The sequence below is a fragment of the uncultured Methanospirillum sp. genome (genome assembly GCF_963668415.2).
GTDB lineage: Archaea > Halobacteriota > Methanomicrobia > Methanomicrobiales > Methanospirillaceae > Methanospirillum.
This window is the reverse complement of the sequence record NZ_CAXXDL010000001.1, coordinates 2,996,303-3,021,604: the sequence shown is the minus strand read 5'-3', so window position 1 is coordinate 3,021,604 and position 25,302 is coordinate 2,996,303. Positions and strand designations below refer to the sequence as shown.

The 25,302-nt window shown below is 46.8% G+C and carries 22 protein-coding genes; 16 read left to right on the top strand and 6 right to left on the bottom strand.

The features are described 5' to 3' along the window. The first annotated feature begins 409 nt into the window (after positions 1 to 409). Positions 410 to 1,348 carry a cation diffusion facilitator family transporter gene (locus tag ACHZA2_RS14265; protein ID WP_319580266.1) on the top strand — a complete coding sequence of 313 codons (939 nt, stop codon included), beginning with the start codon at positions 410 to 412 and terminating at the stop codon, positions 1,346 to 1,348. A 3-nt stretch (positions 1,349 to 1,351) separates the two neighbouring features. Here ACHZA2_RS14265 and ACHZA2_RS14260 read toward each other — a convergent pair whose 3' ends face one another. Then, positions 1,352 to 1,642 carry a zf-TFIIB domain-containing protein gene (locus ACHZA2_RS14260; protein WP_394698642.1) on the bottom strand — a complete coding sequence of 97 codons (291 nt, stop codon included), beginning with the start codon at positions 1,640 to 1,642 and terminating at the stop codon, positions 1,352 to 1,354. Positions 1,643 to 1,708: 66 nt separating this feature from the next. On the opposite strand from ACHZA2_RS14260, the gene ACHZA2_RS14255 reads away from it, so the two are divergent. The 6 genes from ACHZA2_RS14255 to ACHZA2_RS14230 all read left to right on the top strand — a co-directional run bounded on the left by ACHZA2_RS14255 (position 1,709) and on the right by ACHZA2_RS14230 (position 9,080). Next, on the top strand, positions 1,709 to 2,152 hold the full coding sequence (locus ACHZA2_RS14255; RefSeq protein WP_319580265.1) for a hypothetical protein: 444 nt from the start codon (positions 1,709 to 1,711) through the stop codon (positions 2,150 to 2,152). Positions 2,153 to 2,194: 42 nt separating this feature from the next. After that, the gene (locus ACHZA2_RS14250) at positions 2,195 to 3,160 is read left to right on the top strand and encodes a YegS/Rv2252/BmrU family lipid kinase (protein WP_319580264.1); all 966 of its coding nucleotides are present in this window, start codon (positions 2,195 to 2,197) and stop codon (positions 3,158 to 3,160) included. Between the two features lie 580 nt (positions 3,161 to 3,740). Beyond that, the gene (gene cbiM, locus ACHZA2_RS14245; protein WP_319538197.1) at positions 3,741 to 4,382 is read left to right on the top strand and encodes a cobalt transporter CbiM; all 642 of its coding nucleotides are present in this window, start codon (positions 3,741 to 3,743) and stop codon (positions 4,380 to 4,382) included. Continuing rightward, entirely contained in the window at positions 4,379 to 4,726 is a 348-nt protein-coding gene (locus tag ACHZA2_RS14240; protein WP_319580263.1) for a PDGLE domain-containing protein, read from the top strand. The genes cbiM and ACHZA2_RS14240 overlap by 4 nt, the downstream gene beginning before the upstream one ends. Before the next feature lie 330 nt (positions 4,727 to 5,056). Continuing rightward, a complete protein-coding gene (locus tag ACHZA2_RS14235; protein ID WP_319580262.1) occupies positions 5,057 to 6,097 on the top strand; it encodes a hypothetical protein in 1,041 nt (346 codons plus the stop codon). Positions 6,098 to 6,401: 304 nt separating this feature from the next. Continuing rightward, positions 6,402 to 9,080 (top strand): MEMAR_RS02690 family S-layer glycoprotein, encoded by a 2,679-nt coding sequence (locus tag ACHZA2_RS14230; RefSeq protein ID WP_319580261.1) that lies wholly within the window; start codon positions 6,402 to 6,404, stop codon positions 9,078 to 9,080. Positions 9,081 to 9,312: 232 nt separating this feature from the next. On the opposite strand, the gene ACHZA2_RS14225 is transcribed toward ACHZA2_RS14230, so the two are convergent. The 3 genes from ACHZA2_RS14225 to htpX form a co-directional block, all read right to left on the bottom strand. Then, positions 9,313 to 10,356, bottom strand: coding sequence for an AI-2E family transporter (locus ACHZA2_RS14225; protein WP_319580260.1), 1,044 nt, complete (start codon positions 10,354 to 10,356; stop codon positions 9,313 to 9,315). 76 nt (positions 10,357 to 10,432) lie between these two features. Next, positions 10,433 to 11,161, bottom strand: a complete 729-nt coding sequence (locus ACHZA2_RS14220) for a winged helix-turn-helix transcriptional regulator (protein ID WP_319580259.1) — start codon at positions 11,159 to 11,161, stop codon at positions 10,433 to 10,435. A gap of 110 nt (positions 11,162 to 11,271) precedes the next feature. Further along, entirely contained in the window at positions 11,272 to 12,147 is an 876-nt protein-coding gene (htpX, locus tag ACHZA2_RS14215) for a zinc metalloprotease HtpX (RefSeq protein ID WP_319580258.1), read from the bottom strand. Positions 12,148 to 12,317: 170 nt separating this feature from the next. Between htpX and ACHZA2_RS14210 the strand changes: the two genes are divergently transcribed. From ACHZA2_RS14210 to ACHZA2_RS14180, 7 genes are all read left to right on the top strand, one after another. Continuing rightward, positions 12,318 to 14,864 carry a calcium-translocating P-type ATPase, PMCA-type gene (locus ACHZA2_RS14210; protein ID WP_319580257.1) on the top strand — a complete coding sequence of 849 codons (2,547 nt, stop codon included), beginning with the start codon at positions 12,318 to 12,320 and terminating at the stop codon, positions 14,862 to 14,864. Between the two features lie 992 nt (positions 14,865 to 15,856). Continuing rightward, complete coding sequence (locus ACHZA2_RS14205; protein WP_319538205.1) at positions 15,857 to 16,099, top strand: FeoA family protein; 243 nt, start codon at positions 15,857 to 15,859, stop codon at positions 16,097 to 16,099. Between the two features lies 1 nt (position 16,100). Then, the gene (locus tag ACHZA2_RS14200) at positions 16,101 to 16,334 is read left to right on the top strand and encodes a FeoA family protein (protein ID WP_319580256.1); all 234 of its coding nucleotides are present in this window, start codon (positions 16,101 to 16,103) and stop codon (positions 16,332 to 16,334) included. Then, positions 16,331 to 18,319, top strand: coding sequence for a ferrous iron transport protein B (gene feoB / locus ACHZA2_RS14195; protein WP_319580255.1), 1,989 nt, complete (start codon positions 16,331 to 16,333; stop codon positions 18,317 to 18,319). Before ACHZA2_RS14200 ends, feoB begins: the two co-directional genes overlap by 4 nt. Before the next feature lie 2 nt (positions 18,320 to 18,321). Next, on the top strand, positions 18,322 to 18,759 hold the full coding sequence (locus tag ACHZA2_RS14190; RefSeq protein WP_319538208.1) for a hypothetical protein: 438 nt from the start codon (positions 18,322 to 18,324) through the stop codon (positions 18,757 to 18,759). Further along, a complete protein-coding gene (locus tag ACHZA2_RS14185; RefSeq protein ID WP_319538209.1) occupies positions 18,756 to 19,100 on the top strand; it encodes a helix-turn-helix domain-containing protein in 345 nt (114 codons plus the stop codon). Before ACHZA2_RS14190 ends, ACHZA2_RS14185 begins: the two co-directional genes overlap by 4 nt. After that, positions 19,051 to 20,298: an ATP-binding protein gene (locus tag ACHZA2_RS14180; RefSeq protein ID WP_319580254.1), complete on the top strand. Its 1,248-nt coding sequence runs from the start codon at positions 19,051 to 19,053 to the stop codon at positions 20,296 to 20,298. The genes ACHZA2_RS14185 and ACHZA2_RS14180 overlap by 50 nt, the downstream gene beginning before the upstream one ends. Here the strand turns inward: ACHZA2_RS14180 and ACHZA2_RS14175 are convergent. Continuing rightward, complete coding sequence (locus tag ACHZA2_RS14175; RefSeq protein WP_319580253.1) at positions 20,244 to 21,569, bottom strand: response regulator; 1,326 nt, start codon at positions 21,567 to 21,569, stop codon at positions 20,244 to 20,246. The two genes, ACHZA2_RS14180 and ACHZA2_RS14175, sit on opposite strands and share 55 nt — an antisense overlap. Before the next feature lie 289 nt (positions 21,570 to 21,858). Between ACHZA2_RS14175 and ACHZA2_RS14170 the strand changes: the two genes are divergently transcribed. Beyond that, positions 21,859 to 23,967 (top strand): methyl-accepting chemotaxis protein, encoded by a 2,109-nt coding sequence (locus ACHZA2_RS14170; RefSeq protein WP_319580252.1) that lies wholly within the window; start codon positions 21,859 to 21,861, stop codon positions 23,965 to 23,967. A gap of 138 nt (positions 23,968 to 24,105) precedes the next feature. Here ACHZA2_RS14170 and ACHZA2_RS14165 read toward each other — a convergent pair whose 3' ends face one another. Continuing rightward, entirely contained in the window at positions 24,106 to 24,450 is a 345-nt protein-coding gene (locus tag ACHZA2_RS14165; protein ID WP_319538213.1) for a helix-turn-helix domain-containing protein, read from the bottom strand. Positions 24,451 to 24,660: 210 nt separating this feature from the next. On the opposite strand from ACHZA2_RS14165, the gene ACHZA2_RS14160 reads away from it, so the two are divergent. Beyond that, the gene (locus ACHZA2_RS14160; protein WP_319580251.1) at positions 24,661 to 25,296 is read left to right on the top strand and encodes a DUF2284 domain-containing protein; all 636 of its coding nucleotides are present in this window, start codon (positions 24,661 to 24,663) and stop codon (positions 25,294 to 25,296) included. The last annotated feature ends 6 nt before the right edge of the window (positions 25,297 to 25,302 follow it).

Here is a 25,302-nt window from a genome sequence, read left to right as displayed (position 1 = left end):
GAGTGTCCGGTTGATACCCTATGCACCATCAGTACTGAAACTACGTGATGAAACGGATGCGAATTCTTCCATGATATGAAAGACCACGTTAGGGATGAACGTATCAAGGATAAATTTGAAGAACGGGTTGGGGTATCGAGTTTCTTCTCTTCAAAAGAGGAGGTTTTCAAAGCGTATCAAAGATGGGCAGATTGAAGTTTCATATTTGTGGGAGGTTTTTAAAATCCTTCGGAGCATAAACCTATAGGTTATTATCTCCTGACTTTTTGACTATCCTAAACTCTATCAGGAATAGGAATAATCTCCCCATCATTAAACTTTTAAATTAGACTTAAATATCCTAGAGTTATGCAATTTTACATAACCTTATCGTCTCCGAATCCCTATGGATTAAGTCTCTCGATAAATCATGGCAGATAATACTCAATCAATTCATCAGGAAAAAGAAAAGACAGCTCTTCTTTCTGTAGTCTCCAATACATTCCTCGTCATCCTGAAACTGATCGTTGGATTAGCCCTCGGATCAGTCAGTATCATATCCGAAGCAATCCACTCAGGAATGGACCTTCTCGCATCAGTTGTAGCCTATTTTTCAGTAAAAAAGTCTGCACAGGCTCCAGATGATGATCATTCCTTTGGTCATGGCAAATATGAATCATTTTCAGGGTTATTTGAGGCCATTCTCATCTTCGTTGCTGCAGCTTTGATCATCTATGAGGCGGTCAGAAAAATTTTTGAGCCATCATCTGAACCCCTTGATCCGACACTCATGCTCGCCGGAATGGCTGTTATGGGAATATCAGCACTTGCAAATGCCTATGTATCATCGCGCCTCATGAAGATAGCAAAGAAGGCCGAGTCTATTGCACTTGAAAGTGATGCCTGGCATCTGCGGACAGACGTCTATACATCAGTTGGAGTCCTCATAGGTCTGATCTTGATCAGGCTGACCGGCATTACTATCCTGGATTCAATTGTGGCCATTTGTGTCGCTCTAGTTATCATAAAGGCGGCATATGATCTTACACAAAAATCCTATAAAGATCTCATTGATTGCAGCCTCACGGATGATGAAGTCCAAAGGATTACAAAAATCATCTGCGAGCACAATTCAGATTACGTCAGTTATCATGGGCTTCGGACTAGAAGAGCAGGACCTGAAATATTTGTCGAATTCCACCTCGTCGTAGATAAATTCGTGTCGGTGGAACAATCACACGATCTTACCGATCACCTTGAGGACGATCTGAAACTCGAATTCCCCCGGGCCTATATCACGATCCATGTAGAGCCAAATACCGGAGAGAATGCACAAAAACCATCACTGTGCGAGAATATCCCAAAATAGAAGTTATCCGAAGATATCATCAAAGAATGACTTCTTTTTATGACTCTTGTCAGAGTGATGGTCTTCATATGAGTGATCATGGCTATGGTCATGGTCTGAGTGTTTCCCTTGGTACGAATTGTATCCTCGTTCAGAATATCCTGTATTCTGATGGGATCCCTGCATCCCGCTATTCAATAAAAGATCCAACTTCCCTTTTTCAAGCCAGATACCTCTACACTGCGGGCAATAATCGATAGAAATGGACAATCTTTCACCCATCAGGAGATCAACATTACAAACCGGACACTTCATATTCACGATCGTAATATCATTTACATGATGGGAGATATGGTTTCTCATTCATAACAGAGGTGCAGTATGAAAGAAATTTATAGCGTTTTTCTGCTTGGAGTACTGATAATCGGATCAATCGCAGTATCAGGGTGTTCTTCCGTGGTAAACTCACAAGACCTGGTATTCGTAAGCTCGTTGCAGGAGTTTCAGAATGAGTCTGTAACCAGAATTGGTCATATTAACGAGGATGTAAAGATAAAAGACTGGAATTCGGTTAAAAGTGAGTTGACTGGATATCAGGGAGTAATAAAAACTGAGATTGATCATCTGAACTCGATGCAGGTATCAGATAAGGTGGTTCCGATTCGTGACAAAGCAGTTACTGCACTGAAGAAGCAGGAGTCTATATTAAGTCAGACCCAAAACCTCTCTGATATCAACGAGTCGGTAATATCGAACCTGGCCAGTGATTATCTCTCTGATATAATCCATTCAGTCGCGACATCAGCGCTATCTGGTAAGGACTAAAACTCTTTTTTTCAAAATCATTATCCAAAAAATTCCGGCAATATGAAGTCCAAACGAAAACTGGAACAGATAATCCACAGCGAAAAAAAAGCGGTTCTCATAGTAAATACCCATTCACGTAAAGGTGAAAGACTCTTTTTCAAGGCCATGGACCTCCTGAATGAGAGGGGTATTGATGTTATAGAATCATATCCTGTTCGAAAACCTGAGCGAATAAAGCAGATTGTTCAGGATGTCATCGATGAAGGCCATAGTCTAATCATCATCGGTGGAGGGGATGGGACAATGAATTCGGTGATGGAGTCTTTCGTTCACCGGGATGTTGTTCTTGGTATTCTTCCTCTGGGAACTGCCAACAATTTTGCCAGATCAATGGGAATACCAATGACCCTTGAAAGGGCTGTTGATATAATCGCACGTGGGAAAGTTGTAGATATCGACCTGGGTGTTGTAAATGACCAATACTTCATCAATATTGCCACGGTTGGTTTTTCCCGCGACGTTATCTCGGCAACACCGAGGGTCTTCAAAAAATATCTTGGTGTCTGTTCATATCTCATGTACGAGACCAAATATCTCTTATCGCAGCAGATTTTTGAATGTACAATAACTATCGGTGAGAAAATAGAGCAGATCAAAACGAGGCAACTGATTATTGCGAACGGCAGTTTTTATGGAACCCGTAAGATATCGCCTGAAGCTCATATTGATAATAACTCTCTTCTGATCTTTGCAATGGACTCAATGAGCAGATGGCAGGGATTGAAGTTCTGGATAGGATTCTTACTGGGACGACACCTTATGTTTCCTGAATCACGCCTCTTTCAGGTTGAGTCTGCGTATATCGAGACAGTCCCACGGAAGTATGTAATTCTGGGAGGAGAGAAGGTTGCCAGAACACCAATTCAGATATCTGTGGATCAGGCTGCAGTAAAGATTATGGCAGCAGAGTCGTTTCGTGATCATGATGACTCCGAGGTAGAGATGGCTGAAGCCAATAGGGTTTAAGTTTCAAAACCTTTGAGGAACTGTCTACACCTGACGATTAAATTAGAATCGTTGTCTGTTTTATCTCATCTCAATCTTTATGCAAAACCGGAACACTGCCTTCACTACTCTGATGCTATGGCTTTTCTGGTTGGCCAGAAGTGATGGTAGATCAAGATGGGACCTGCATTCTGTCAGTACTCACAAAACCTGATCATTCATCTTCCCTTACATCCTTCTCCCAGCATCTACGGCAGCATACCTGATTCCTACAACATAGTTGGTGTGAACAATTCATTGAATGTATGAAATAATGATTACAATATCGCCGCATTCATACAAGAATCGATCAATCTGATCTCAAAAAATGGAACCCCCAATCTGACAAAAACAAGACTGAATAAGAATATAACAATTTTTCTCGTAATCTCAGTAAATTCAAGAGCATTTTCCAGATAGAACAGATCAGATCATAACCAACGAATATAGATATGGTGGTACGTTCATCAGTTACAATATGATATCACCAGAAGACGAAATGATCACACGTAAATAGAAATTAGTACTAACATACTGAATACCAACAGAGAGATTCACCCATATGCACATTCCAGATGCCTTTATTCCAATCCCGCAGGCTGCCATCTACTGGGTTATCGCCCTCATATTCCTGGCACTTGCAATCAGATGGGCAAAGAACGAGATGAATGAGGACAAGATTCCTCTTGTGGCAGTACTTGCAGCAGGTATCTTCGCCCTGCAGGGGTTCAACCTCCCGGTGAGCATGGGAACCAGCGGCCATCTGGTCGGCGGAGCACTTGCTGCTATCGTCCTTGGATCTCCATTTGCGGCAATATTCATCCTTACACTTGTCCTCATCATCCAGGGAGTCATCTTCGGTGATGGAGGAATCACCACGATGGGGGCAAATATCATCAATATGGGAGTTATCGGAGGATTTGTCGGGTACTATACATACCGGGGTGTAAACACAGTCATTAAAAATCCGTTCATCTCCGCAGGATTTGCGGCCTGGCTTGCCTGCCTGATCCCATCACTTGCCTGTGCACTTGAGATGTTCTTTGCCGGCACGTTCCCACTTATTCCCGGACTCATGGCCATGGGAATTTACCATGCAGCCATCGGTCTCATCGAAGGTGTTGTCACCGCCGGTATCATTTACCTCCTCTCAAAAGCCAGACCTGACCTCGTGAGTTCGACCATAGGAGCGGCAGCCGTATGATGGATAACAAGACATTCCTGATTGTAGGAATTATCATTGCACTGGTCATTGGCGTACTCGCTGTCTTTTTCGCATCAGGAGATCCGGATGGCCTTGAAAGTACAGCACTCATGATATCAGGACAGAAAGATCTGACTGGAGCAGCACCAGAAGACGGTGATCCGGAAGCAGTCGGCACGGGTACATTCTCATACTCTGCACCGATGCCGGATTATTCGCTCGGAGAAGCCATGGGACCGTCAGGTAGTATCATTGCCATTTTGACAGGAATATTTTTGACACTCATTGTTGTCATCGGGGCTACGTGGCTGGTTCGCAAGTCCGGCGATAAAACCAGGACATAACCGGTAAAAATCCTGAACCTGCGAACCGCAGGAATTTTCCCCTTTTTTCAGAAACAGGCAAATATCATCAGAAACCTCTGATAATTATCAAAAAATAGTCGGGAGAAACAGATCCATATATGTATCTGATACGATTCTCTTGTCCAGGGAGTGATTTCAGACCAGTACTGGTTTTCGGGTGTATCTCCTGACGGTCGATCGTGATCAGGCAAGGCTGCCATTAATCGCAGATCTACATAGTAGTTACCCGGTGCAGAAGAAAAGTGTTGCTCAACATTGGATGGCTGCAGGATATTGATCTGCTAAATACTTTGAGATCTCAGTGAGACTATGGATGTCGTTACCCGGTTTATTCTGATTTTCATCGTGATAACGTTGCTTACAAGTACGGCAACACCCGTAATCGGAGATCAGCAGACCTGGACCAACGCAAATAATGATACCCTCTATAGTGGCCCTGATAAACCAACCCAGGTCACATTCACAACCTGTATGAAGATCCTCTCGATCACCACAAACCACTGGAACTTTGGGAAAGGGGATACACCAGGAAAGATCTCACTGGTCCATACAGATGGAACCGTGTACGGTCCATGGAGAGCGTTTGGCATAAACGGAACCGACGGAGAAGAGAACGTGTACTGGTCGTACAACCCTGGTGAGGTTATAAAAGCCGGAACATACCTGGTGAGTGATACAAATCCCCAGACCTGGGCTCAAAATGACGTGTCAGACAAAAGGGGAATTGCAACCATTGTATATGAGCCCTCATCCAGCCAGGATTTGAGTGTAGAGACCACGGAAAATACCTCATTTACAGCCCAGCCAACCGCGACAGTACCGCCAGAGATGGAAGGTGCAATCACCCTTACCCCGGGAGCCATCGATCCCTCCACCCTCACCGGCGGAGAAAACGAGACTGAGACAGTACCGGTCATCGAACAGGTTGTGTTCAGACTTCTCAGCGGTGAGATCCACGGAGGAGATCCGGTGTTCACCATGCTCAGGGTCAGAAACAGTGGCTTTCGGGCACTCGAAGACGGATATATCACCATCAGGCTCGTAAGTCCGACAGGAATCACCACATACTTGAGTGGGATGGCACAGCTCCCGACCATCACTGCTGATGAAGAACGTGATATCCCCCTGATCATACCCACTGCAAAACCGGATGGGAATGGGGTCACGCCTGCAGAAAATTCTCTTATCTGTGGAAATTATATCCTGGACGGGAGCATTACCGAACACATGGAAGGAGGGAAACTTGTCCGCCGGGGAGACCTCCTCCTGCCAAGAGAGAAGATGGTATCAGTAACCGGATGCTGCCAGGAGCCCCAGACCAATAATCTTTTGAGAGGTTGCAGATCATAGAGCGGGATCCCATAAGTATTATAAGGCAGCGGAGAGCTGCGGCGGTATCAGGTACATAGGAGATCGATCCATCCCGAAGGCTGTTCATATTCATGCAATACTGGTCAAAGAAGTCGACACAGTTTTCATGAAAAAACCCGAAATCCCACTTTTTCAGGACATAATTAAGGATTGTCCGGCTATATCTCGGGTACGGCACCGATAGACAACCACTATATTTATTGAAAATAAATGTATAGTGCCTACATTGTTGTCTAAATAATGGTGGGCGTGTAAGTATACTCGGACTGTTCGAGGACATGTAATGAACGCACGAATCGTAGTAGTAATGATGGTGCTTGTCGCATGTGCATTTATTGCACTTCCGGCATCTGCAGCACTCAACAAGGTCAGCCAGGGAGGAGATGTCTTCCTTGGAGAAAAGAACCTTGATGTGACCGCAGCTTCCGGTAGCGCCAAGCAGATTGCATGGTGGCAGCCAGGCAGCAACTCAGACACTGAGCAGCCTGCTGACATTCAGACTATCTCTGATCCAAAGACCTTTTACGTCTCACCAGACATCTTCGTTGGTAAGACCGGTATTTGGTACCAGTGGAATGGACAGGCAACCGCAAATCAGACTGCAAAGGGAGCTCCAGCATTTAACGTGAAGGAACCATCCCTCAGTCTGAAGGTCTGGGACGCAACTGCAGGTGAGGATATCACCGGCAAGGCAATTCCAGTCGGGAACTATGCAAACTTTGCAGTTGAAACCAACATGCAGAGCATTGCATCCCGTCCAGGATACCAGGCAGCTGATGGCCCATTCAAGCTGAAGGTTAAGACCTCAGACGGCGGTGTCTACCAGCAGCTCGTTGGAAACAACGGCAAAGAGTGGCCACTCAACGCTCTGACCATTAACAACCAGCTCTGGTACTGGGTCGGAGAAGGCAGCGATCATTCCAAGTATGCAAAGAACGACGGCTGGAACACTGCAGCTGAAGACAAGAACAACAACCGCCTGTACAAGGCCGGTGTGTACACTGTCTGGGCAGAGTGTAACGCCAACGCAATGAAGGACCAGTACAAGGCTCCTGACGGCTCTGACTACACCGGAAAGACTGTTTCCGCAGTTAAGAGCGTCCAGATTGCCACCGATCAGGTTAAGATCGAAGCCAACAAGGACACAGTAGTCCGTGGCAATCCGTTCTCCGTCACCATCACTGGTGTTCCAAACGCCCAGTATGTTCTCTGGGTAAAGGGCACCAGCTCCATGACCGGCGCAACCGGCGACCAGCCACCAATGATCCTGACAGCTCAGGACAATGTTAAGCAGGACGACCCGGCAGGCCCATACGAGATTGGTAAATACCAGTACGAGGGTGGCGCAGGAAAGAGCGTTAAGCAAGATGTCCCCGACGATCCAGACTACCACGGAACCAAGTGCTACGCACAGGTAAAACTTAACTCCAGTGGTACTCGTACCGTTGAGTTCAAGACAACCAAGGACACCAAGGACAAGAAGTACACCGTACGTGTCGAACGCAAGTCCGGCAACCAGTACAAGTCCGATGAGGTCGATATCAAGGTAGAGAAGGGCGATGTCACCATCGTCGCTGCAGGCGATCAGAGCTACTACCTTGGTGAGGAAGTCAAACTCTCCGGAACAAACTCCGAGACTGACACTACTTATCTCTTCATCACTGGTCCAAACCTTCCAACAAATGGAGCAATGCTCAAGTCTCCAAAGAAGGAAGTCAACAACAACCAGCCACAGTCATTCGATGTAGCTGATGTTCAGGACGATGACACTTACGAGTACAAGTGGCAGACTGCAAACCTCGAGATGGATGCAGGAACCTACACTATCTACGCAGTAAGTGCACCAAACGACAAGGATCACCTGAATGATGCACAGTATGACACTGTCTCACTCGTGATCAAGAAGCCGTACATCCAGGCAACTGCATCCGGCTCAGTCGTTGCAAAGGGTGACAAGCTCTACGTCAGAGGTACCGCAGAAGGCGACCCATCACTGGGAATTGCACTGTGGATCCTTGGTAAGAACAAGGTTCTCTACGCAACAGAGTCCGTGAATGATGACATGTCATTCGAATACGAACTCACTAAGGAAACCACCAAGAGCCTCTACGCAGGTCAGTACTTCGTCGTTGTTCAGCACCCAATGTACAACAACGAGTTCGATGTCTACCCAGACAACCCATTAAGCCCACAGAATGTCCTTGGTTCATACCCAACCCGTGGATCACAGCTCTTCAAGATCGGCGGTCAGGGTGCACTTCAGGGCACTGACGCAGCAGAGGCACTCATCCAGGCAATCAACAACGCCATGGTAGACGACACCTACACCAAACTGCAGTTCCTCGTAGAGGAGCCAAAAGTCACCATCAACCCGATCGGTGAGCAGAAGGTAGGTTCCAAGTTCGAGATCGCCGGTACCACCAACCTGGCATACGACGACAACGATCTGCTCGTTGAGGTTACTTCATCCTCATTCAAGCCGACCGACAAGTCACAGAGCGGTGAGTTCAGCGGCGCAACCGGAACTGTCAAGGTCCAGCAGGGCACTGACGGTCTGAACAAGTGGAGCTTCAGCGTTGACGCATCCACCTTCAAGCCAGACGAGTACATCGTCCGTGTTTCCGGTGTTACCTGTGATGTAGTTGAGACTACACTGTTCAACGTTGTTGAGGCAGGCGGAGCTCCGGCAGCAGCAGCTACCCCGGCAGCAAAAGTCACCCCAGCAGCACCAGTAGCAGAGAAGACCAATGCAACTCCAGCAGCAAATGTTACTGCAAAGAACGCAACTCCAACCGAGAAGCCGACCGCAGTAGCAACCACTGCCGCAGCAACCAGCAAGCCAACCGAGAAGGCAACCACCGTTCCAACCCCTGAGCCGACTAAGAAGTCCCCAGGATTTGGTGCAATGGCAGCACTCGCAGGCCTCGGAGCAGTTGCATTCCTTGCACTGCGCCGGAACTAAGGGTTAAATCCTAATTTTTCTTTTTTACAGCACAATTCGGTACAGGTTTCATATCGCCGGTATCACCCGACATTACGGTACACAGGTACATCTGCCACTGAGCAGGCTCTGACCTTTCATTGCCCCGGTTCGATCAGTGTCACATCAGGTTGATAGATTCATCCTGTAATGTTACAAAATCGGGTTCTAAAAAAGGGATTGTGAACTGGATTGATACCCGGGAAGATCGACTCTATTGCGTTTCTTCAGAAGGTCCGGGACCTATGAACTGAGCGGCCCACTGGGTTTCAGGGAAACTATCCAGGACCATCTTCAGGAGAACGGTAAGGGGAATTGCCACAATTACACCGGATCCTCCAAGGAAATATCCCCAGAAGATCATGGAGATAAAAACCACTGCCGGTGAAAGATCCATTCCCCGGCCGGCCAGTTCAGGGAAAAGGATATTTTCCGAGAATAAGTTTACAAGGGATGCAATGATTATCACCAGTCCTGCCGTGAGGGGACTGATATCAATAAGGGCCAGAACTGCAGGGGGAATAACTGCGATGAGAAACCCGATGTAGGGAACGAAGTTCAGTACAAACATCATAACCCCCCATAACAGGGGATCCTGGACTCCCAGTAAAACAAGGGCAATGCCAAACCCTGCTCCGGTAACTAAATTCACTTTTGTCCTGATGATGACATAATCTAATACGATAGACCCGAATTCATTGATCTGGTCAGCGAGTTCCTGCTTTTGGGATCCAAGAATTGAATTGATTTTTCGGGAGAATGATGTTGCTTCCAGAAGAAGGAAGAGTGTTGTAAAAAGGACGATAAATAGCGTTGAAAACTGACCGATGACAGAATAAACAGCGTCAGGAGAGAAAGATGAGAGTGAGCCGGTCATCTGGGTTACAGGAAGTATTGTCCCAAGATCTATCCCGAATTGAGAGAGGGATCCCTGAAGAATATGAATATTTGAATTGATCCCCTCTGATATTTTTGGTAGATGACTGATGAGAGGAGAGATCGAGAGCACTATGATTGCACCTACCATGACTAGACAGGCGACAAAGATAGTAAAAGCAATATATCCGGATGTACGGATGGAGAATCCTTTCTTCTGAAACCATAAGGAGACGAAGGAGAATATGATTGCAGCAAATATTGAGATCAGAAGTGGACCGATAAAACCGCCTGCCATCTTCAGCCCGGTCAGAATAATAAAACAGCACGCTCCGAGAAAAAGAAACCGATCAATCTGTGGAAAATCACGAAGAGCAGCCATATTATAGATTTAGAGGGAGAGAAAAAATACCTGCGTATGAAAAAAATCGCAGAATCTGTTGCTGAACAGAGGTGATTCACGCGGGAATTATTCTCTGAATGATGGAACAGGAGTCGCCGGTCAGAAAGTGTCTTGTGTACTTTCCTTCTTTTACCAGGTGCACACACTCTTCATGTACCAGGATCTGAACCATGCGGGTAGCGGTGGGACTGGATACACCAAGATGATCAGCGAGTTCCCGGCGGGTAACTCCCGGCTTTTGATGAATCAATGAAAGTATTTTTCCGGTCTGGCCTGACGAATAATATGACAAAAACCTCTGTTCTTTTAACGAGAATTCATTATGGTTCTCAAAGAAATGAAATGATTTTCCCTGGTCATAGACAGTAATGTAGTCCTTTTCTGCGATCTGATTGATATGGTACCGCAGTGTTCTCTCATTACATTCACAGAGCAGGGCAAGCCTGGTCAGATCAATTCCCGGGTTCAGGCAGATGAGGGCAAATATCTTTCTCCGGGTCTCATTTTCCAGAACATTATGGGTTGTTATCTTCCTGTATCCTCTGAGCTGTCTCAGAAGGGTCCGATATGCCTGATCAATATCAGCAAACAGGCCAGACCATACCGAATGGTAATCCATTCCGGCCTTATCCCTCGGGCGAGGATGAGAATTCTCGGTCTCATTCTCTTCCCTGCCTGATACATCAGGAAGGGAGATCCTGGACTCATGAATAGGACAATCAAGGGGAAAACTCAATGAGATGAGAAAAAAACCAAATGCAAAACCCAGATTGGTATATTGCATACGTCATATCTCGTTGAATCGCAGAAAAGAAATACTCTCTGGTTTTTGCTAATAAAAATAGTTCTATCCGGAAAGCCTGGATAATTTACCGAAAGAGAGAGTTCAAAGGATTAATATCCACGAATTTCTTTACGAACGTTCTCAAGATTCTCAATCCGTTTTTCTAATGCCGGGTGAGTTGAGAAAAGAGCAGCAAATGACTGGCCGGAAATTGCTGGAATAATGTAGAAGGCATTTACACCTTCAGCTGCTGCCCGGGTCTCTACAGGAACCCGTTCCATTCTTCCACTGATCTTTTTGAGTGCAGATATTAACGCGTCAGGATCTTCAGTGATAAAGGCAGCACCGCGATCTGCAGCAAATTCACGATATCGTGACAACGCCATCATAAGCATGGTTGAAAAAACCCACACTACAGCTGCTACAATTCCTGCAATAATCCACGCTCCTCCCTGTTCACGGTTGAAGAGTGAAGCAAACAGGAAGTTGTTCATGATCATGGAAGCGATCATTGCCACAAAACCTGCAACTGTCATCGTCAGAATGTCACGGTTCTTGATATGGGACAGTTCATGTGCAAGAACAGCCTCCAGTTCTGCCTTGTTCAAGGTTACCATAATAGAGTCGGTGACAGCAACAAGGGCATGATGAGGACTACGGCCGGTCGCAAATGCGTTCGGCATTGGCGACTGCATAATTGCAATTTTAGGCTTTGGTAGATCTGCTTCTATACATAACTTCTCGATCATCCGGTGCAGATCAGGGTATTCATCCTCTTCAACAACCCGTGCACCGGTAGTCATCATCACAAGTTTTTCAGAGAAGAAGTACTGAATAAGACCCATCCCCACAGCAATGAGGATGATGAACATGGATGGAAGGCCCAGAGCCATGAGGACTCCCATAAAGATCAGATAAACAAGTAACAGCAGGACCCATGTGAGAAATATTCTTCCGGAAAGTCCGGAATCACGTTGCCATTTCATGAATAATCACGATTTTATTTGTATTCTCACCTAAAAAGGATCCATGATTCAATAAGCTACCAATGAGACCTCTCACCGGTAGATCATTCCAGAAGGGGCATAACCGGTAACTCATCGTATGAGGTATACCGGTATTCTGATGTCTCTATACAACATGATCATGGATCACCATGATCCCCTCACCGGACCAGGGCACGTTTAGCAGAGATGGTCTTTCCACCGAGGAAGTTCTTGATTCCCGGAACAAGTACGGAAAGAATGAGCTAGCTCCACCCAAACGGATCCCTGTATGGAAACAATACCTGGATAAATACCAGGATCCCATCATCAGGATCCTGCTCATCGCGGTAACACTCTCAGCCATCGTTGCCATTATCGAAGGCAATAGTCTTATTGATACTATTGGCATTGCACTTGCAGTAATTCTCTCAACCAGTATTGCATTTATTACTGAATTCAGAAGTAACCGGGAATTTGATGCATTGAACGCGATGCGTGAGGACACCGCTGTCAAGGTAATACGAAACAAAAGCCCGACAACAGTTCCGATGAGGGATATTGTAGTTGGAGACACGATCCTGCTCGAAGCCGGGGATATGGTCCCTGCTGACGGATTCCTTCTCCAGGCATCCGATATCGAAGCGGATGAGTCTGCATTCACCGGCGAGAGTGAGGCGGTCGGGAAAAAAGAGAATGATACAGCCCTGAAAAGTTCATATATCACGTCTGGACGTGGAATCCTGATCGCATCTGCAGTCGGGGATGATACAAAGATGGGCCTGATCGCTGCATCGCTCACCGAAGGGACACGGCCGGATACTCCGCTTCAGGTCAAATTAAAGGATCTTGCTCACCTCATCAGCAGATTCGGATATGTGATGGCAGCTCTGATCATTATTCTTGTGCTGGTTCAGGATCTGGTTCTTGCAGCCCCACCTGAATCAGCCTTTGATATCTTCAGGATCTTTCTGCATGCCTGCATGTTTGCCGTTGTCATCATCGTCGTTTCTGTTCCTGAGGGCCTTCCTGTCAGTGTGACAGTATCCCTGGCTCTTACGATGAGAAAGATGACCCGGGCAAAGAGCCTGGTCAGACGGCTTATCGCCTGTGAAACCATCGGGTCGGTCACGGTTATCTGTACAGACAAGACCGGGACCCTCACCATGAACCAGATGGAAGTTGCTGCTTCTTCCATCGAAGTTCCGGTCGATGTCCAAAGTCTTCCTGCTGATCCTGCAGGCTGGATCTCCCTGAATGCTGCAGTGAACAGTACTGCTGAGCTGGAACATGTAGATGGGCAGTTGATAACGGTTGGAAATTCTACCGAGGCTGCCCTGCTCAGATGGCTTCACCGTGCCGGAATCGGGTATCAGGAGATCAGAGATGCCTGGCCACCCCTGCACCAGATTTTTTTTAATTCAAAGAAGAAGCAGATGTCAACAACTGTCGCTCTCGGGACAAGGCAGTTTATTCTGGTAAAAGGGGCACCGGAGATTATCGGAGCACAATGTAATCCGGTCCCTGATTTAACCCATCTGCACGATCTGGCAGGCAGGGCCATGCGGACACTGGCGTTTGCTCATGGGGAGATCAACTCATCAGAACCGGATCAGGTTCTTCTCACCTGGGACGGGTTTGTAGGAATTCGTGATGAAGTTCGCCCCGATGTCCCGGATGCAGTACAGACCTGCAAAGATGCAGGAATCACGGTAAAGATGGTCACCGGCGACAGTGCCGAGACAGCATCTGCGATAGCACGGGAGACCGGCATTCTCGGAACCGGTAGTGTTATGACCGGTCCTGAGTTCAGGGAGTTGTCAGACGAAAGACGAAAGGAAGTTGCGGGCAATATTCAGGTTCTCGCCAGGTCAGAGCCTCACGATAAACTCCTGCTTGTCCGGGCCCTTCAGGCAAACGGTGAGGTGGTTGCAGTAACCGGAGACGGAACAAATGATGCTCCTGCTCTGAAGAATGCAGATGTAGGTCTTGCCATGGGGATTGCCGGGACAGAGGTCGCACGGGAAGCGAGTGACATCATTCTTCTGGACGACTCCTTCCCGACGATTGAGCAGGCGATCTGGTGGGGAAGAGCGTTATATGAGAATATCCAGAGATTTTTGATCTTTCAGCTCACAATCAATATTGCTGCAGCATTGCTGACCTTCATAGCACCACTTCTCGGATTTGCCCCACCATTTACCATCATCCAGTTACTCTGGATCAATATCGTGATGGACTCTCTGGCAGCTCTCGCCCTCTGTTCTGAAGCACCTCACCCGGCACTCATGGAACGAAACCCCATCCCAAGGTCGGCTTCAGTGATCACACCGTATATGGTCAGGGCAATCCTGGTAACTGCCGGAATTTATATCGTCGCCGGAATCGCGGCACTTATGCTGGGAATCCCCTTTATGCATTCACCACAGGAACAGGCGTCTGCCTTCTTCGCAGGGTTTGTTATTGCACAGGTGTGGAACGGAATAAATTGCAGGGGAATTAACGGGGTGATGCCTCCTCTGTTTAAAGGAAACCCGGTATTTTTCGGGATCATGGGATTGATCATCTGTATTCAGATTCTCATCATACAATTCGGTGGATCAATGTTCGGAACTGTGCCACTTTCCCTGTTTCAATGGATAGCCATCGGAGTTGGAACTCTCCCGGTTTTATTCATCTGGCCAGCACTCCGTATGTTTCATACGGTACAAGAAGAGTGATCCAGACTACTGTTTACGCAGATAATACCACTTTTTTGTGAAGTGATCCAGATACGAACAGATAAACGAACTGTACCCGAAGGGACCAAGGGAAATGGCCTGTGAACGAACATATGTAATACTTCTGTCACAAACTGGTCAGAAGATAATTCAGCTCACTATCAACGAAAAAAAAGACTCATCTCATTTTTCTCTGAACATTCATAAAGGCGAGAATGTTCGGGATTTTCCCGCTTGTGGTTTTGATATGGATGATATTGGTATTCGAATTCCTCATGTTTTAGTCTGATTTCTCGTTTCCAGTGTCACCTCCAGGGCCCGGGTATCACGGTCGCCTATACTATTATTCATATTTCGAGAACAATTACCGATCCCCTTACACCGTAAGGCTTTGTGGGGATACCCGAACTATTTACAGGCCAGGTATTTTCCCATTGCTCACTGGAACCAGTCCCATGGAAGATATGAGATCAAATTGAAGGGATAATGATCAACGCTGATTATGCGTCAGCCCTGATACTACAGTCACAATGGAATGGAACCATATCATGCGAGTGAGAGAAAAAGGGATACTGCTATGTATAAAAACCGAGAAATTGGAGAGGAGCGATCGTACTGAACATTATCGCTGATGAGTTGCAATCAGGCAGGTATTGCATCATGAATTCTCTTGTCCACTAGATGTCCAATTTTTTTGTGCCTCCTTGTCCGGGTATCACGGACGTATATATTCTCATTGCCATTTCGAAGACTATTACACCTGCCCTCATCATGTAAGGATCGAAAGAGGGATCCGAAACTACCCCCGCACATTTTTCCCGACTATAGCAGATTTTGCACAGCATTATGAGATTGCTCATTCCGCGTGATCAGCGATAAATCGTAAAAGAGCTTTATCCAGCGCTTTTTTAGTACCATAATAGATCAATTGCATTAAGATTTATATGATTGAACGAGCAAATTTAGATTGGTCGAAACTTATAAGATCAAATATGAAAACTACAACTGTTGAAAATATAGCCCCTGGGACTTCCGCTGTTATCACCGGAATCGCAGGGGATCCAATGATCAAGCGAAGACTGATGGAGATGGGTGTAATTCCTGGTTCAACACTCAAACTGATTCGCTGGGCACCGCTCGGTGATCCGGCAGAATGCCAGATCAGGGGATACAAACTCTCGATCAGAAGATCCGAAGCCGCGATGATAACCGTTTCACCAGAAGGTGAGATGTAACATGGTCCCGCTCAGCCTGATGAAAGAAGGAGATCACGTACGGGTTGAACACATATCAGGAACCGGATACCTTGCCAGTACGTTGAGCCAATTAGGAATCTCTGTTGGAGAAGAACTCATGATTATCCAGAAAGCAAATGAGTCGGTCATCGTCAGGGTTCGTGGAAGCCGGTATGCCCTTGGAACAGGAGCTGCAAGCATGGTACTCGTAAAACCGGTTTCAGGTGCAGCATGACGGAAATAAAAGTCCTCCTTGCAGGAAATCCCAACGTTGGTAAAACAACCCTGTTCAACACACTCTGTGGGGTATACCAGCACACGGGAAATTACCCTGGAGTCACCGTTGACATAAAAGAAGGAACCAGAAAGAGCGGCTCAGATCTTCTCAGAATATCTGATCTACCGGGAACATACAGCCTCAGTGCATTCACGCCTGATGAACAGGTTGCACGTGATGCCCTCCTGACCTCTAATCCGGACGTTATTGTCCAGATCGTGGATGCAACCAACATAGAACGGAACCTCTTCCTGACTACTCAGTTGACAGAGATCGGTCTACCGATGATCATCGCCCTGAACATGGTTGACCTTGCACAGGAATCAGGTATCACAATCGATGCAGCCTGCCTGTCAAAAAACATCGGATATCCGGTTGTAAAGGTCGTGGCCAGTAAAGGAACCGGGGTAGATGAACTGGTTAGGACCATTGTCAGTGAAGCAGGGAAAGCAGGAGAAAAAAGAACCCCACTTGTCCACTATCCAGCGTCGATAACTGCCCATCTGGATGCAATCACCGGAGTAATACAGAATCATCGAGAGCACCTAACAAACCTGACCCCTGAATATGCATCAATCAGGCTCCTTGAAGGAGATCAGCCCCTATCAGATCGACTCCATCAGGCAGGGGTAACAATTCCGGTCATCGACACCTGCGATCCAGCAGAAGTCGATGGACATATTCAGGAGATTATGCTGGCCCGGTACAAGGCTGCTGAAAAGGTGACCAGTTGTGCAGTCTGCTGCTCCATGTGCAGGGTGATGCCGACTGACCTGCTCGATCAGGTCCTGACACACCGGTGGTTCGGAATTCCGATCTTTCTCTCGTTCATGTGGTTCGCATTTCAACTGACATTCAGTGCCTCGGCACCGGTGGCATCGGGACTTGAGATCCTGTTCGGAGGTATCACAGAATCACTTGGAGAGATCGGACTTGATCCGACTGTGACCTCATTCCTCTCTGAGGGAGTTATCGGAGGAGTCGGAACAGTGTTCAGTTTTGTCCCGAGCATCTTCATTCTGTTTCTGCTCCTCTCACTGCTCGAAGATTCAGGGTACCTTGCACGGGCAGCATTTGTCATGGACCGGCTGATGCATTCGATCGGACTTCATGGCCGTTCGTTTATTCCGCTCCTCATCGGGTTCGGATGTAATGTCCCGGCGATCATGGCAACACGAACGCTCCAGAGCAGGGCTGATCGGATAATCACCATCATCTCGATACCGTTCATGTCATGTGCTGCTCGCCTTCCGGTATATGTTCTCCTTGCAGGCATCTTCTTCGAGGTTCAGGCAGGGACCGTGATCTTCTTCCTATATATACTCGGCATCCTGACAGCGATCGGAACCGCTTTGCTCTTTAGAAGATTGGTATTTCACGATGACCCTTCTCCGTTCATCATGGAACTTCCACCATACCGGAGCCCGACACTCCATGCAGCAGCCTTACACATGTGGCACAGGGGAAAAGAGTACCTGCAGCGGGCTGGGATAGTCATATTCGGCGGTGTCATCGTTGTCTGGATCCTTGCAACCCTTCCATTCGGTGTTGAGTATGGATCAGCAGAGAGTCTTGCAGGCACACTCGGTCACCTGGCAGAACCGATCTTCGCACCACTAGGCTTTACCTGGCAACTTGTAGTCGGACTCATCTTCGGATTCATCGCAAAAGAGGTCGTTGTCGGATCACTTGGAACATTGTACGGTGGTGAAGACTCACTCGCGGCAGCCCTTGCAGGTGATCCGGCACTCGGACCAGCAACGGCTCTTGCCTACATGGTCTTTGTCCTTCTCTACCTTCCATGTGTTGCAACCCTCGGAGTCATCAAACAGGAGATGGGATCCTGGAAATGGACAGGAATCGCTCTCGGTTGGGGTATTCTTGTAGCATTTGTCCTGGCCGGGGTAACCAGGATCGTCGCAACGCTCATCATTGGAGCATAAATATGTCAATCAACAGCATTCCACATAAAAATCTGTATGCCTGGACTGTGGTTCTCACAGTCGTAACCGTATTCGGTGGTATACTTGCGATCATTTCAGGCATTGGGATAGAAGGGATTCCTGTAACTCCGGATATCCCGGGAGGATGCATCCTGCTCCTCCTCGGAGCCCTTCTGGCAACTGGGCTGTATGAAGGATCACGCGATCATGCACGATGGGTCCAGTTTGGATACACCGGGATTATTCTGATCCTGATATTCGGAGTCTGCTCAGTTATTATATCTGGTGCAAATCTTCTCTCACTCATGATTGAAGGAGAGGCAGCAGAACCGGTTGCTCTCATCAGTTCAGGATTTATTTGGGCAGCTCTGCTTGCCATACCCGCTTATCCGGGAATCAGGAATCTTCTCTTCGGATGTTCACAGGAAGGTGAGTTATGATGAGCGAAGGTCTTGAAGTTCTCGGATTCATCAACTCCCGGGGAGGGTGTATGCTCACTGATATCAGCTCAGAACTGAATCTCCCCATCAGTTCTGTACATGGATGGATATCCCTGCTTTGCAGCACCGGGTATCTGAAAAAATGCGAACAGGAACATGGAACATGTGCCTGTGAAAAGAACGGAACCAGATGCGTACATTGCTCCTGCTCCTGCAAAGCAGTACAGGCTAACACCCCGGTACGGATAGAGGTTACAGAACGAGGAATGAACCTGTTCAGGAGGAATTCATATGAAACCTGCAAAACTGAAGTTGTCGCAGACAATGGAAGACTATCTTGAAACAATCTTTGTAGTAAGTCAGAACCGTGGGTATGCACGCACCTGCGAGATCGCAAAAAACCTTCAGATATCTCCTTCTTCTGCTGTTGAGATGGTAGGAAGGCTTGCATCGCTGAATCTTGTTGTTTGGAAACGGTATGAAGGTGTATACCTGACACCTGAAGGTCGTATTCACGGTGAAATAATTCACATCCGCCATGAAATGCTGCGACGCTTTTTTGAGTTTATCGGGGTTCCCAACGATATCGCAAATGCCGAGGCATGCATTATTGAGCATGAACTAACACCGGTCACTACTGCAGCAATAGGAAATCTGGTTCGGTTCCTGCAAACACCAGCAGGAGAAAAGACATGTTCATCACTGAAACTCTTCACCAGATTACAGGATGCAGGCATCCCATTAGCAGAAAAGGAGATAAGACAGGAGCAGGTATCATCAGATGAGATTCAGGAGACGATCCAGAGAAGCAGTCAGCAGTATAAGGTGCTTTCTACACTGACCCGTCATGATCTTCTCAACTCACTTACTGCACTGTACGGGTATCTTGATCTTCTCAAGGAACAAAAACCAGAGGCAGGAACTGCAGAGATTGTTTCCCGGATTGAGCAGACTGCAACCTCGATGTATCGCCAGATATCAGGAACAGGCGATCTTCTCATACCTGGATCATCCACACGGACATGGCTTGACATCGGCAGAGTTATTGACAATGCTGTCGAGGGCCTTGATACTACCAAGATCTCCATCGAAAACAACCTCCATGGAGTTGAGCTGCATGGTGATCCGCTGATAAACAAAGTTATCTTTAATCTTCTTGAAAATGCCGCACGACATGGAAAAACGGTAAGCACAATCAGATGCGGGTGTTTCCATGATAATTCTGATCTGGTCATATACATTTCAGATGATGGAACAGGAATACCAGATGAAGAAAAACATGCCATCTTCAGACCGGGTCATGGCACGAACTCAGGTTTAGGGCTTTATCTGAGTGATCAGATACTCTCATCGTGCAGAATGCGAATTGAGGAATCAGGTAGGTTCGGAGAAGGAGCATCGTTCAGTATCCGGGTCCCTCCGCCATTGTTCAGGAATACCAGGATGGGTTGTGTAGAATTAAAGTCAGAAAAAGAAGATCAGCATCATGACCCTGAAACAGAGTCCCCTCTCCCTGTTCCTGAAAAGGGTTTTTCATGAAGTTCGACAAAAATTCTTACACCCGGCAATAGATCTCCAGTACAGGGGACTGCAAAGAGCAGGACTTGTTTTATGCCCTCTTTTGTGATCAGGCCCAAAGAGACATCCCGGATCTGCATAGACTGATGCATAATTCTGGTGCAGGCCTTCCCTACAAAATTGCTCTCCTGGAAAAGATGAGGAAAGGGTGTTCCCATAATATTTTCTCTCAAATCTCCAATGACCTCTTCTGCAGCAAGATTGAGATCTGATATTACCAGATCTTCATCCAGTGTTATCAGGGGATCAATATGAGTTTCTACAAGGCTTCGATGATACTGGCTCTTTGCCCTGAGATCATGTTCAGTCTTCTTTTCAGAAGTAACATCGCGGATTGTCTCAATCGCTCCAATAAGATAGCCGGATTCTGATCTGAGTGAAGTGGTTTTTACCCAGTAGACCGCAGTATTGAGATCCTCATTCACTACACTGATCTCGCTCATCACCATCCCTGGTGTCTGAAGAAGAAGAACAAAGGGATCAGGAAGATCGACTCTCAAACCAAGAACCATCTCAATTGGAAGTCCGGTTTGTGCATGGATGTATGGTAATGAACTGTGGTTTATGTTTGTTCCTTCAGCCTGTAACCGGGAGATGCCGGTCAGTTCTTCCATGGCCCGGTTCCATGCAATAACTTTTCCGGAGAGATCAACTGCATAGGTAGGATCTGGAAGATGCTGAAAGATGGATCCAATCAGATGCTCCTTCTCACGAATAGCCTTTTCAGATCTGATATTCGATGATATCTGGCGGATAACATTGCATAACTCAGCATACATTGGTTTTGGGTCACAGCCCTTGCCGATATAATACGATGCTCCACAATTAAGGGCTTCAATAACCACCTCCTCCCTTCCTCTGCCGGTACAAAGAATGAACGGAATATGACAACCCGATTCACGCAGCCATGAGAGATACTGGATCCCATTCATACCAGGCATGTCATAATCAGATACGATAACATCGATTTCAGGATCATGAATCTTTGAACATGCCTCCACCGCAGAATTGCAGCAGATTGTCTGAATATATCCGATTCTTTCAAGATACCTTCGTGTCAGATCAAGAAACAGGGGTTCATCATCCACAACAAGAACTGTACAGACACCACTCAGATTGGATAATGGGAGAGACAATTCTGGGGGGAGATCAGGATGGAAAGCAGGAGTCTGACTACTTTGATCAGAGTGTAACGTGGTGATGGTATCTGATTGGGGAATGTTCGTGATCATTAGTTACTATTTCAGAATTCGGGAGTGAAATGTCTCATCCGAATAAATTTCTGTGTTAATAAAAACGCCGAATGAATTGAACATTAAATGGTTGTGCCGATTGAACCCAGTATATAAATCCTCAGCCTGTCCTCCATGAATAATCAGATACACTGTCTGGAAAGGTTTAATTATATCTTCCCGTATTCTTCCCAAAATAGTAAAAAACGGTGCTTTGAAGGGATTAAACCGGGAACATAAATAATATATTCATCTATAGAGGAACACTAATCATATTCGGAGGGGGTTTATGAAATTTTTAGATGACATGCCAATTGGCAGGAAACTGATTGGATCGTTTCTTGCAGTTGTGATCATTATGGTGCTTGTAGGGGGAACCGGGTATGTTGGGGTGACCACAACCAATACATATCTTAACCAGATGTATGATGAACAACTCGTTCCAACTGACATATTAGAGACGATGCAGTCCCAGATCTGGCATCTTCGTGGAAATCCCCCGGGTATATATCTTATCCCGGAGACCAGGGAGAGCAGTAGGGCTGATAGTGACGCCCTCATGAAATCTGTTGACGAAAACCTCTCTGTATATGAATCGTATATCGTATCTGATGAGGAGCGAGCGATATTCAATGAGGCAGTCAGATCATGGAAGGGGTATAAGACCGCATTCGCTGATTTTAATACGATCGTCGATTCAGGTGATAGTAAGGCCGCAATAGCAGCGCTAACGACAGGCGATCTTGTAAATGAGAGGAAGGCATTCACCAATGCTATTGATAAACTCGTTCAGATAAACCGTGAGGATGCAGAGGCTCTGAAGGAAGAAGGAGCAACAACAGTCTCAACAGTTATTCTGACACTGATTATCGTTATTCTGATTGGAGCCGTCCTGGCACTATCTCTTGGGATAATTATCAGCAAAAGCATCACAGGCCCTCTTTCTCAAGGTGCCTTTATGATGCAGGAGATGAGTCTTGGGCATCTGAGTAACAGACTCAGAATGGACCGTAAAGATGAGATCGGGACTCTGGCTATGGCGATGGACAAATTTTCCGATGATCTCCAGTTTGTCATCATCGCTGGCCTGAAACAGGTAGCCGAAGGTGATATCGCACTCTCTGTTCCTCCCCGGGATGACAAGGATGAGATTGCCCCTGCATTCAACCAGTTGATCGCAGCGATCAACGGAATTGTCGGAGAACTGGGAACCCTCATTAATGAGGCAGAAGAAGGAAGGCTCAAGGCAAGAGGTGACACCGCACAGTTTTCAGGTGCATACCAGAACATCATTGTCGGCATCAACAACATGCTTGATGCCATCACCACCCCACTGAACGAGGCACTGAGGGTTTCAGATCAGTATGCACAGGCCAAATTCAGTGCACGGTTTGATGAGAACGTTGCCGTGAGAGGGGATCTCATCGCATTAAAAGACGGCCTGAACACCATCGGGTATGAACTCTCAAAGGCAATATCAGATATCTCCGAACAGGTGAGCAACCTCACTGCTGCATCAGAGGAGGCAGCGGCCAGTGTAGAAGAGATTACGGCAGGTTCTGCTTCAATAGCCCAGAGTTCGGGAATCGTCAGTTCAAACGCTGAGCGGAGTGTCAACGCGGTTGAGCAGGTTCTGATTGCTATGGAAGAGTTATCCTCCTCTGTCACTGTGGTTGCCTCAAAGGTAGAAGCGGTGAGCAAACTTACCCAGGAGGCAAACGACACATCAACAAGGGGGGTTACCCAGGCTGCAGTAGCAGAGAACGGAATATCCGCAATCAATGGAGCTGTGGGTGATGTCGGAACGATCATATCAGAGATCCGTGCCCAGATGGTTGAGATCAACAAAATCGTCGTGATCATCAGCGACATTGCAGATCAGACCAACCTGCTTGCACTGAACGCTGCGATAGAGGCAGCCCGTGCAGGCGAAGCGGGTATGGGATTTGCAGTCGTTGCAGACGAGGTCAAGACTCTGGCCCAGGAGTCACAGGGTTCCGCAGAGAATATCTCAAGGATTATCACATCACTGCAACGTCAGTCTGAACAGGCTGCAACAGCAATGGGTCATGCAACCACTGAAGTATCAAGGGGATCTGTTGCAATCACCGACACGATTCAGTTCTTCCACACCATTGCAGATCAGGTAGAGGAGATCTCAAAGAATATGGGAGAGGTTGCTGGTCTCACTGAAGAAGAAGCAGCAGCAGTGGAGGAGATCACTGCCAGCATCACTGAAGTGAAGGAGATGTCAACCGAGACTGCACAAGAGGCAGTGGGATCCGCTGCTGCAACAGAGGAGACCTCTGCGGCTCTCAACCAGGTATCAACCATCATAAGCAACCTCTCAACGGTTGCCACCAGGATCGATGAGTCTATGTCAAGGCTGAACGGGTAAACCAGAGATCCTCCTTTTTTTGAGCCACGATCTGTGTCTCACAAACTGACCCGAAAGAGCATGTAAAACGACAGCATGTATTGTAATACTGCTTCTCATGCCCGGATTCACATAATGGTTGTGGACACACCGGACAGATCAATCATCTTTCGCCTGACACTCGGTTCCTAGGTATTTTGCCCCCCATGAGCAGAGGGCCTGGATGATCGGGACAAGTGATTCTCCGAATTCTGTAATTGAGTACTCAACACGCGGAGGAATCTCAGGATATACAGTTCGTAATACTATCCCGTCCTGTTCAAGTTCACGAAGCTGCTTTGTCAGCGTTTTTGAATTAATTTCAGGTATTACCCTTTGTAACTCTGAAAAACGCATCACCTTCTTCCTGATCATCCAGAGTATGACTGGCTTCCATTTTCCCCCGATAACGTCAAGTGTCGCCTCAACCGGACAGCTGTAGGTCTTCCCATTCTTTTCGTACATCCCGATTACCTTTACGTAAGTAGATGAGATCGCTATCAGTATAGAATTTAAATCCTCTTGATTTAAATCATATCATAAGTGTAATAATTTCACCCACTTGCCATTATCAAGTAATGGGAGATTAATGACACATATTCAATTACGTGAGGATTATCTTTAGAAATTCAGGTTCATGAAATGACGTTTCAATCTATGAATACCGGAATGGTAATGATGAACAGATCACTGCAGAACCCCTTTCAGTTTTTAGAGGCATATGCCAATGTAGCCGGAGCGGTTGAATCCCGACTTATTCCTGCAGATGGTATCGTTGTGGAAAACCGGGGTACGTTCAGATGTAACTCAGGATGTCCATACTACGGAACATCACTCGTCTGTCCTCCACATTCTCCTACACCTGATGAGTTCAGGAGTGTGATCAGGGATTATTCACATGCACTTCTGGTACGATTCCAGACAGCGGCTACAGCCAGTGATGAGATATCTTCCTCACTCCTCAAAGTGATGTCTGATCCGACAGCTCCTTCTGATCAGAAAGAAGAGTTACAGGTATTTTTCTCAGAATTTGGAGAGGATTGCAAGAAGTTTCATCATGCAATGCTGAACCTCGAAAAGTCAGCATTCACCGCAGGATATCCTTTTGCAGTTGCACTGATGCCAGGGCCGTGTGTGCTTTGTGATACCTGTACCGGTCTTTCCGGGTCTTGTGCTCACCCGACAAAACGACGATTTCCGGCTGATGCACTCGGTGTAAATCTCTTGAAAACAGCAAAACTCGCAGGAATGGAGATCATATTTCCATTTCATACAAGTCCGTCTTCCTTTGGAATTCTTCTCATTGACTGATGGTAA

What these genes read in the sequence shown, in the direction of transcription:
- ACHZA2_RS14265 (WP_319580266.1), top strand. Translation starts at nt 410, where the DNA reads ATGGCAGATAATACTCAATCAATTCATCAGGAAAAAGAAAAGACAGCT.
- ACHZA2_RS14260 (WP_394698642.1), bottom strand. Translation starts at nt 1,642, where the DNA reads ATGAAGTGTCCGGTTTGTAATGTTGATCTCCTGATGGGTGAAAGATTG.
- ACHZA2_RS14255 (WP_319580265.1), top strand. Translation starts at nt 1,709, where the DNA reads ATGAAAGAAATTTATAGCGTTTTTCTGCTTGGAGTACTGATAATCGGA.
- ACHZA2_RS14250 (WP_319580264.1), top strand. Translation starts at nt 2,195, where the DNA reads ATGAAGTCCAAACGAAAACTGGAACAGATAATCCACAGCGAAAAAAAA.
- cbiM (WP_319538197.1), top strand. Translation starts at nt 3,741, where the DNA reads ATGCACATTCCAGATGCCTTTATTCCAATCCCGCAGGCTGCCATCTAC.
- ACHZA2_RS14240 (WP_319580263.1), top strand. Translation starts at nt 4,379, where the DNA reads ATGATGGATAACAAGACATTCCTGATTGTAGGAATTATCATTGCACTG.
- ACHZA2_RS14235 (WP_319580262.1), top strand. Translation starts at nt 5,057, where the DNA reads ATGGATGTCGTTACCCGGTTTATTCTGATTTTCATCGTGATAACGTTG.
- ACHZA2_RS14230 (WP_319580261.1), top strand. Translation starts at nt 6,402, where the DNA reads ATGAACGCACGAATCGTAGTAGTAATGATGGTGCTTGTCGCATGTGCA.
- ACHZA2_RS14225 (WP_319580260.1), bottom strand. Translation starts at nt 10,356, where the DNA reads ATGGCTGCTCTTCGTGATTTTCCACAGATTGATCGGTTTCTTTTTCTC.
- ACHZA2_RS14220 (WP_319580259.1), bottom strand. Translation starts at nt 11,161, where the DNA reads ATGCAATATACCAATCTGGGTTTTGCATTTGGTTTTTTTCTCATCTCA.
- htpX (WP_319580258.1), bottom strand. Translation starts at nt 12,147, where the DNA reads ATGAAATGGCAACGTGATTCCGGACTTTCCGGAAGAATATTTCTCACA.
- ACHZA2_RS14210 (WP_319580257.1), top strand. Translation starts at nt 12,318, where the DNA reads ATGATCCCCTCACCGGACCAGGGCACGTTTAGCAGAGATGGTCTTTCC.
- ACHZA2_RS14205 (WP_319538205.1), top strand. Translation starts at nt 15,857, where the DNA reads ATGAAAACTACAACTGTTGAAAATATAGCCCCTGGGACTTCCGCTGTT.
- ACHZA2_RS14200 (WP_319580256.1), top strand. Translation starts at nt 16,101, where the DNA reads ATGGTCCCGCTCAGCCTGATGAAAGAAGGAGATCACGTACGGGTTGAA.
- feoB (WP_319580255.1), top strand. Translation starts at nt 16,331, where the DNA reads ATGACGGAAATAAAAGTCCTCCTTGCAGGAAATCCCAACGTTGGTAAA.
- ACHZA2_RS14190 (WP_319538208.1), top strand. Translation starts at nt 18,322, where the DNA reads ATGTCAATCAACAGCATTCCACATAAAAATCTGTATGCCTGGACTGTG.
- ACHZA2_RS14185 (WP_319538209.1), top strand. Translation starts at nt 18,756, where the DNA reads ATGATGAGCGAAGGTCTTGAAGTTCTCGGATTCATCAACTCCCGGGGA.
- ACHZA2_RS14180 (WP_319580254.1), top strand. Translation starts at nt 19,051, where the DNA reads ATGAAACCTGCAAAACTGAAGTTGTCGCAGACAATGGAAGACTATCTT.
- ACHZA2_RS14175 (WP_319580253.1), bottom strand. Translation starts at nt 21,569, where the DNA reads ATGATCACGAACATTCCCCAATCAGATACCATCACCACGTTACACTCT.
- ACHZA2_RS14170 (WP_319580252.1), top strand. Translation starts at nt 21,859, where the DNA reads ATGAAATTTTTAGATGACATGCCAATTGGCAGGAAACTGATTGGATCG.
- ACHZA2_RS14165 (WP_319538213.1), bottom strand. Translation starts at nt 24,450, where the DNA reads ATGTACGAAAAGAATGGGAAGACCTACAGCTGTCCGGTTGAGGCGACA.
- ACHZA2_RS14160 (WP_319580251.1), top strand. Translation starts at nt 24,661, where the DNA reads ATGATGAACAGATCACTGCAGAACCCCTTTCAGTTTTTAGAGGCATAT.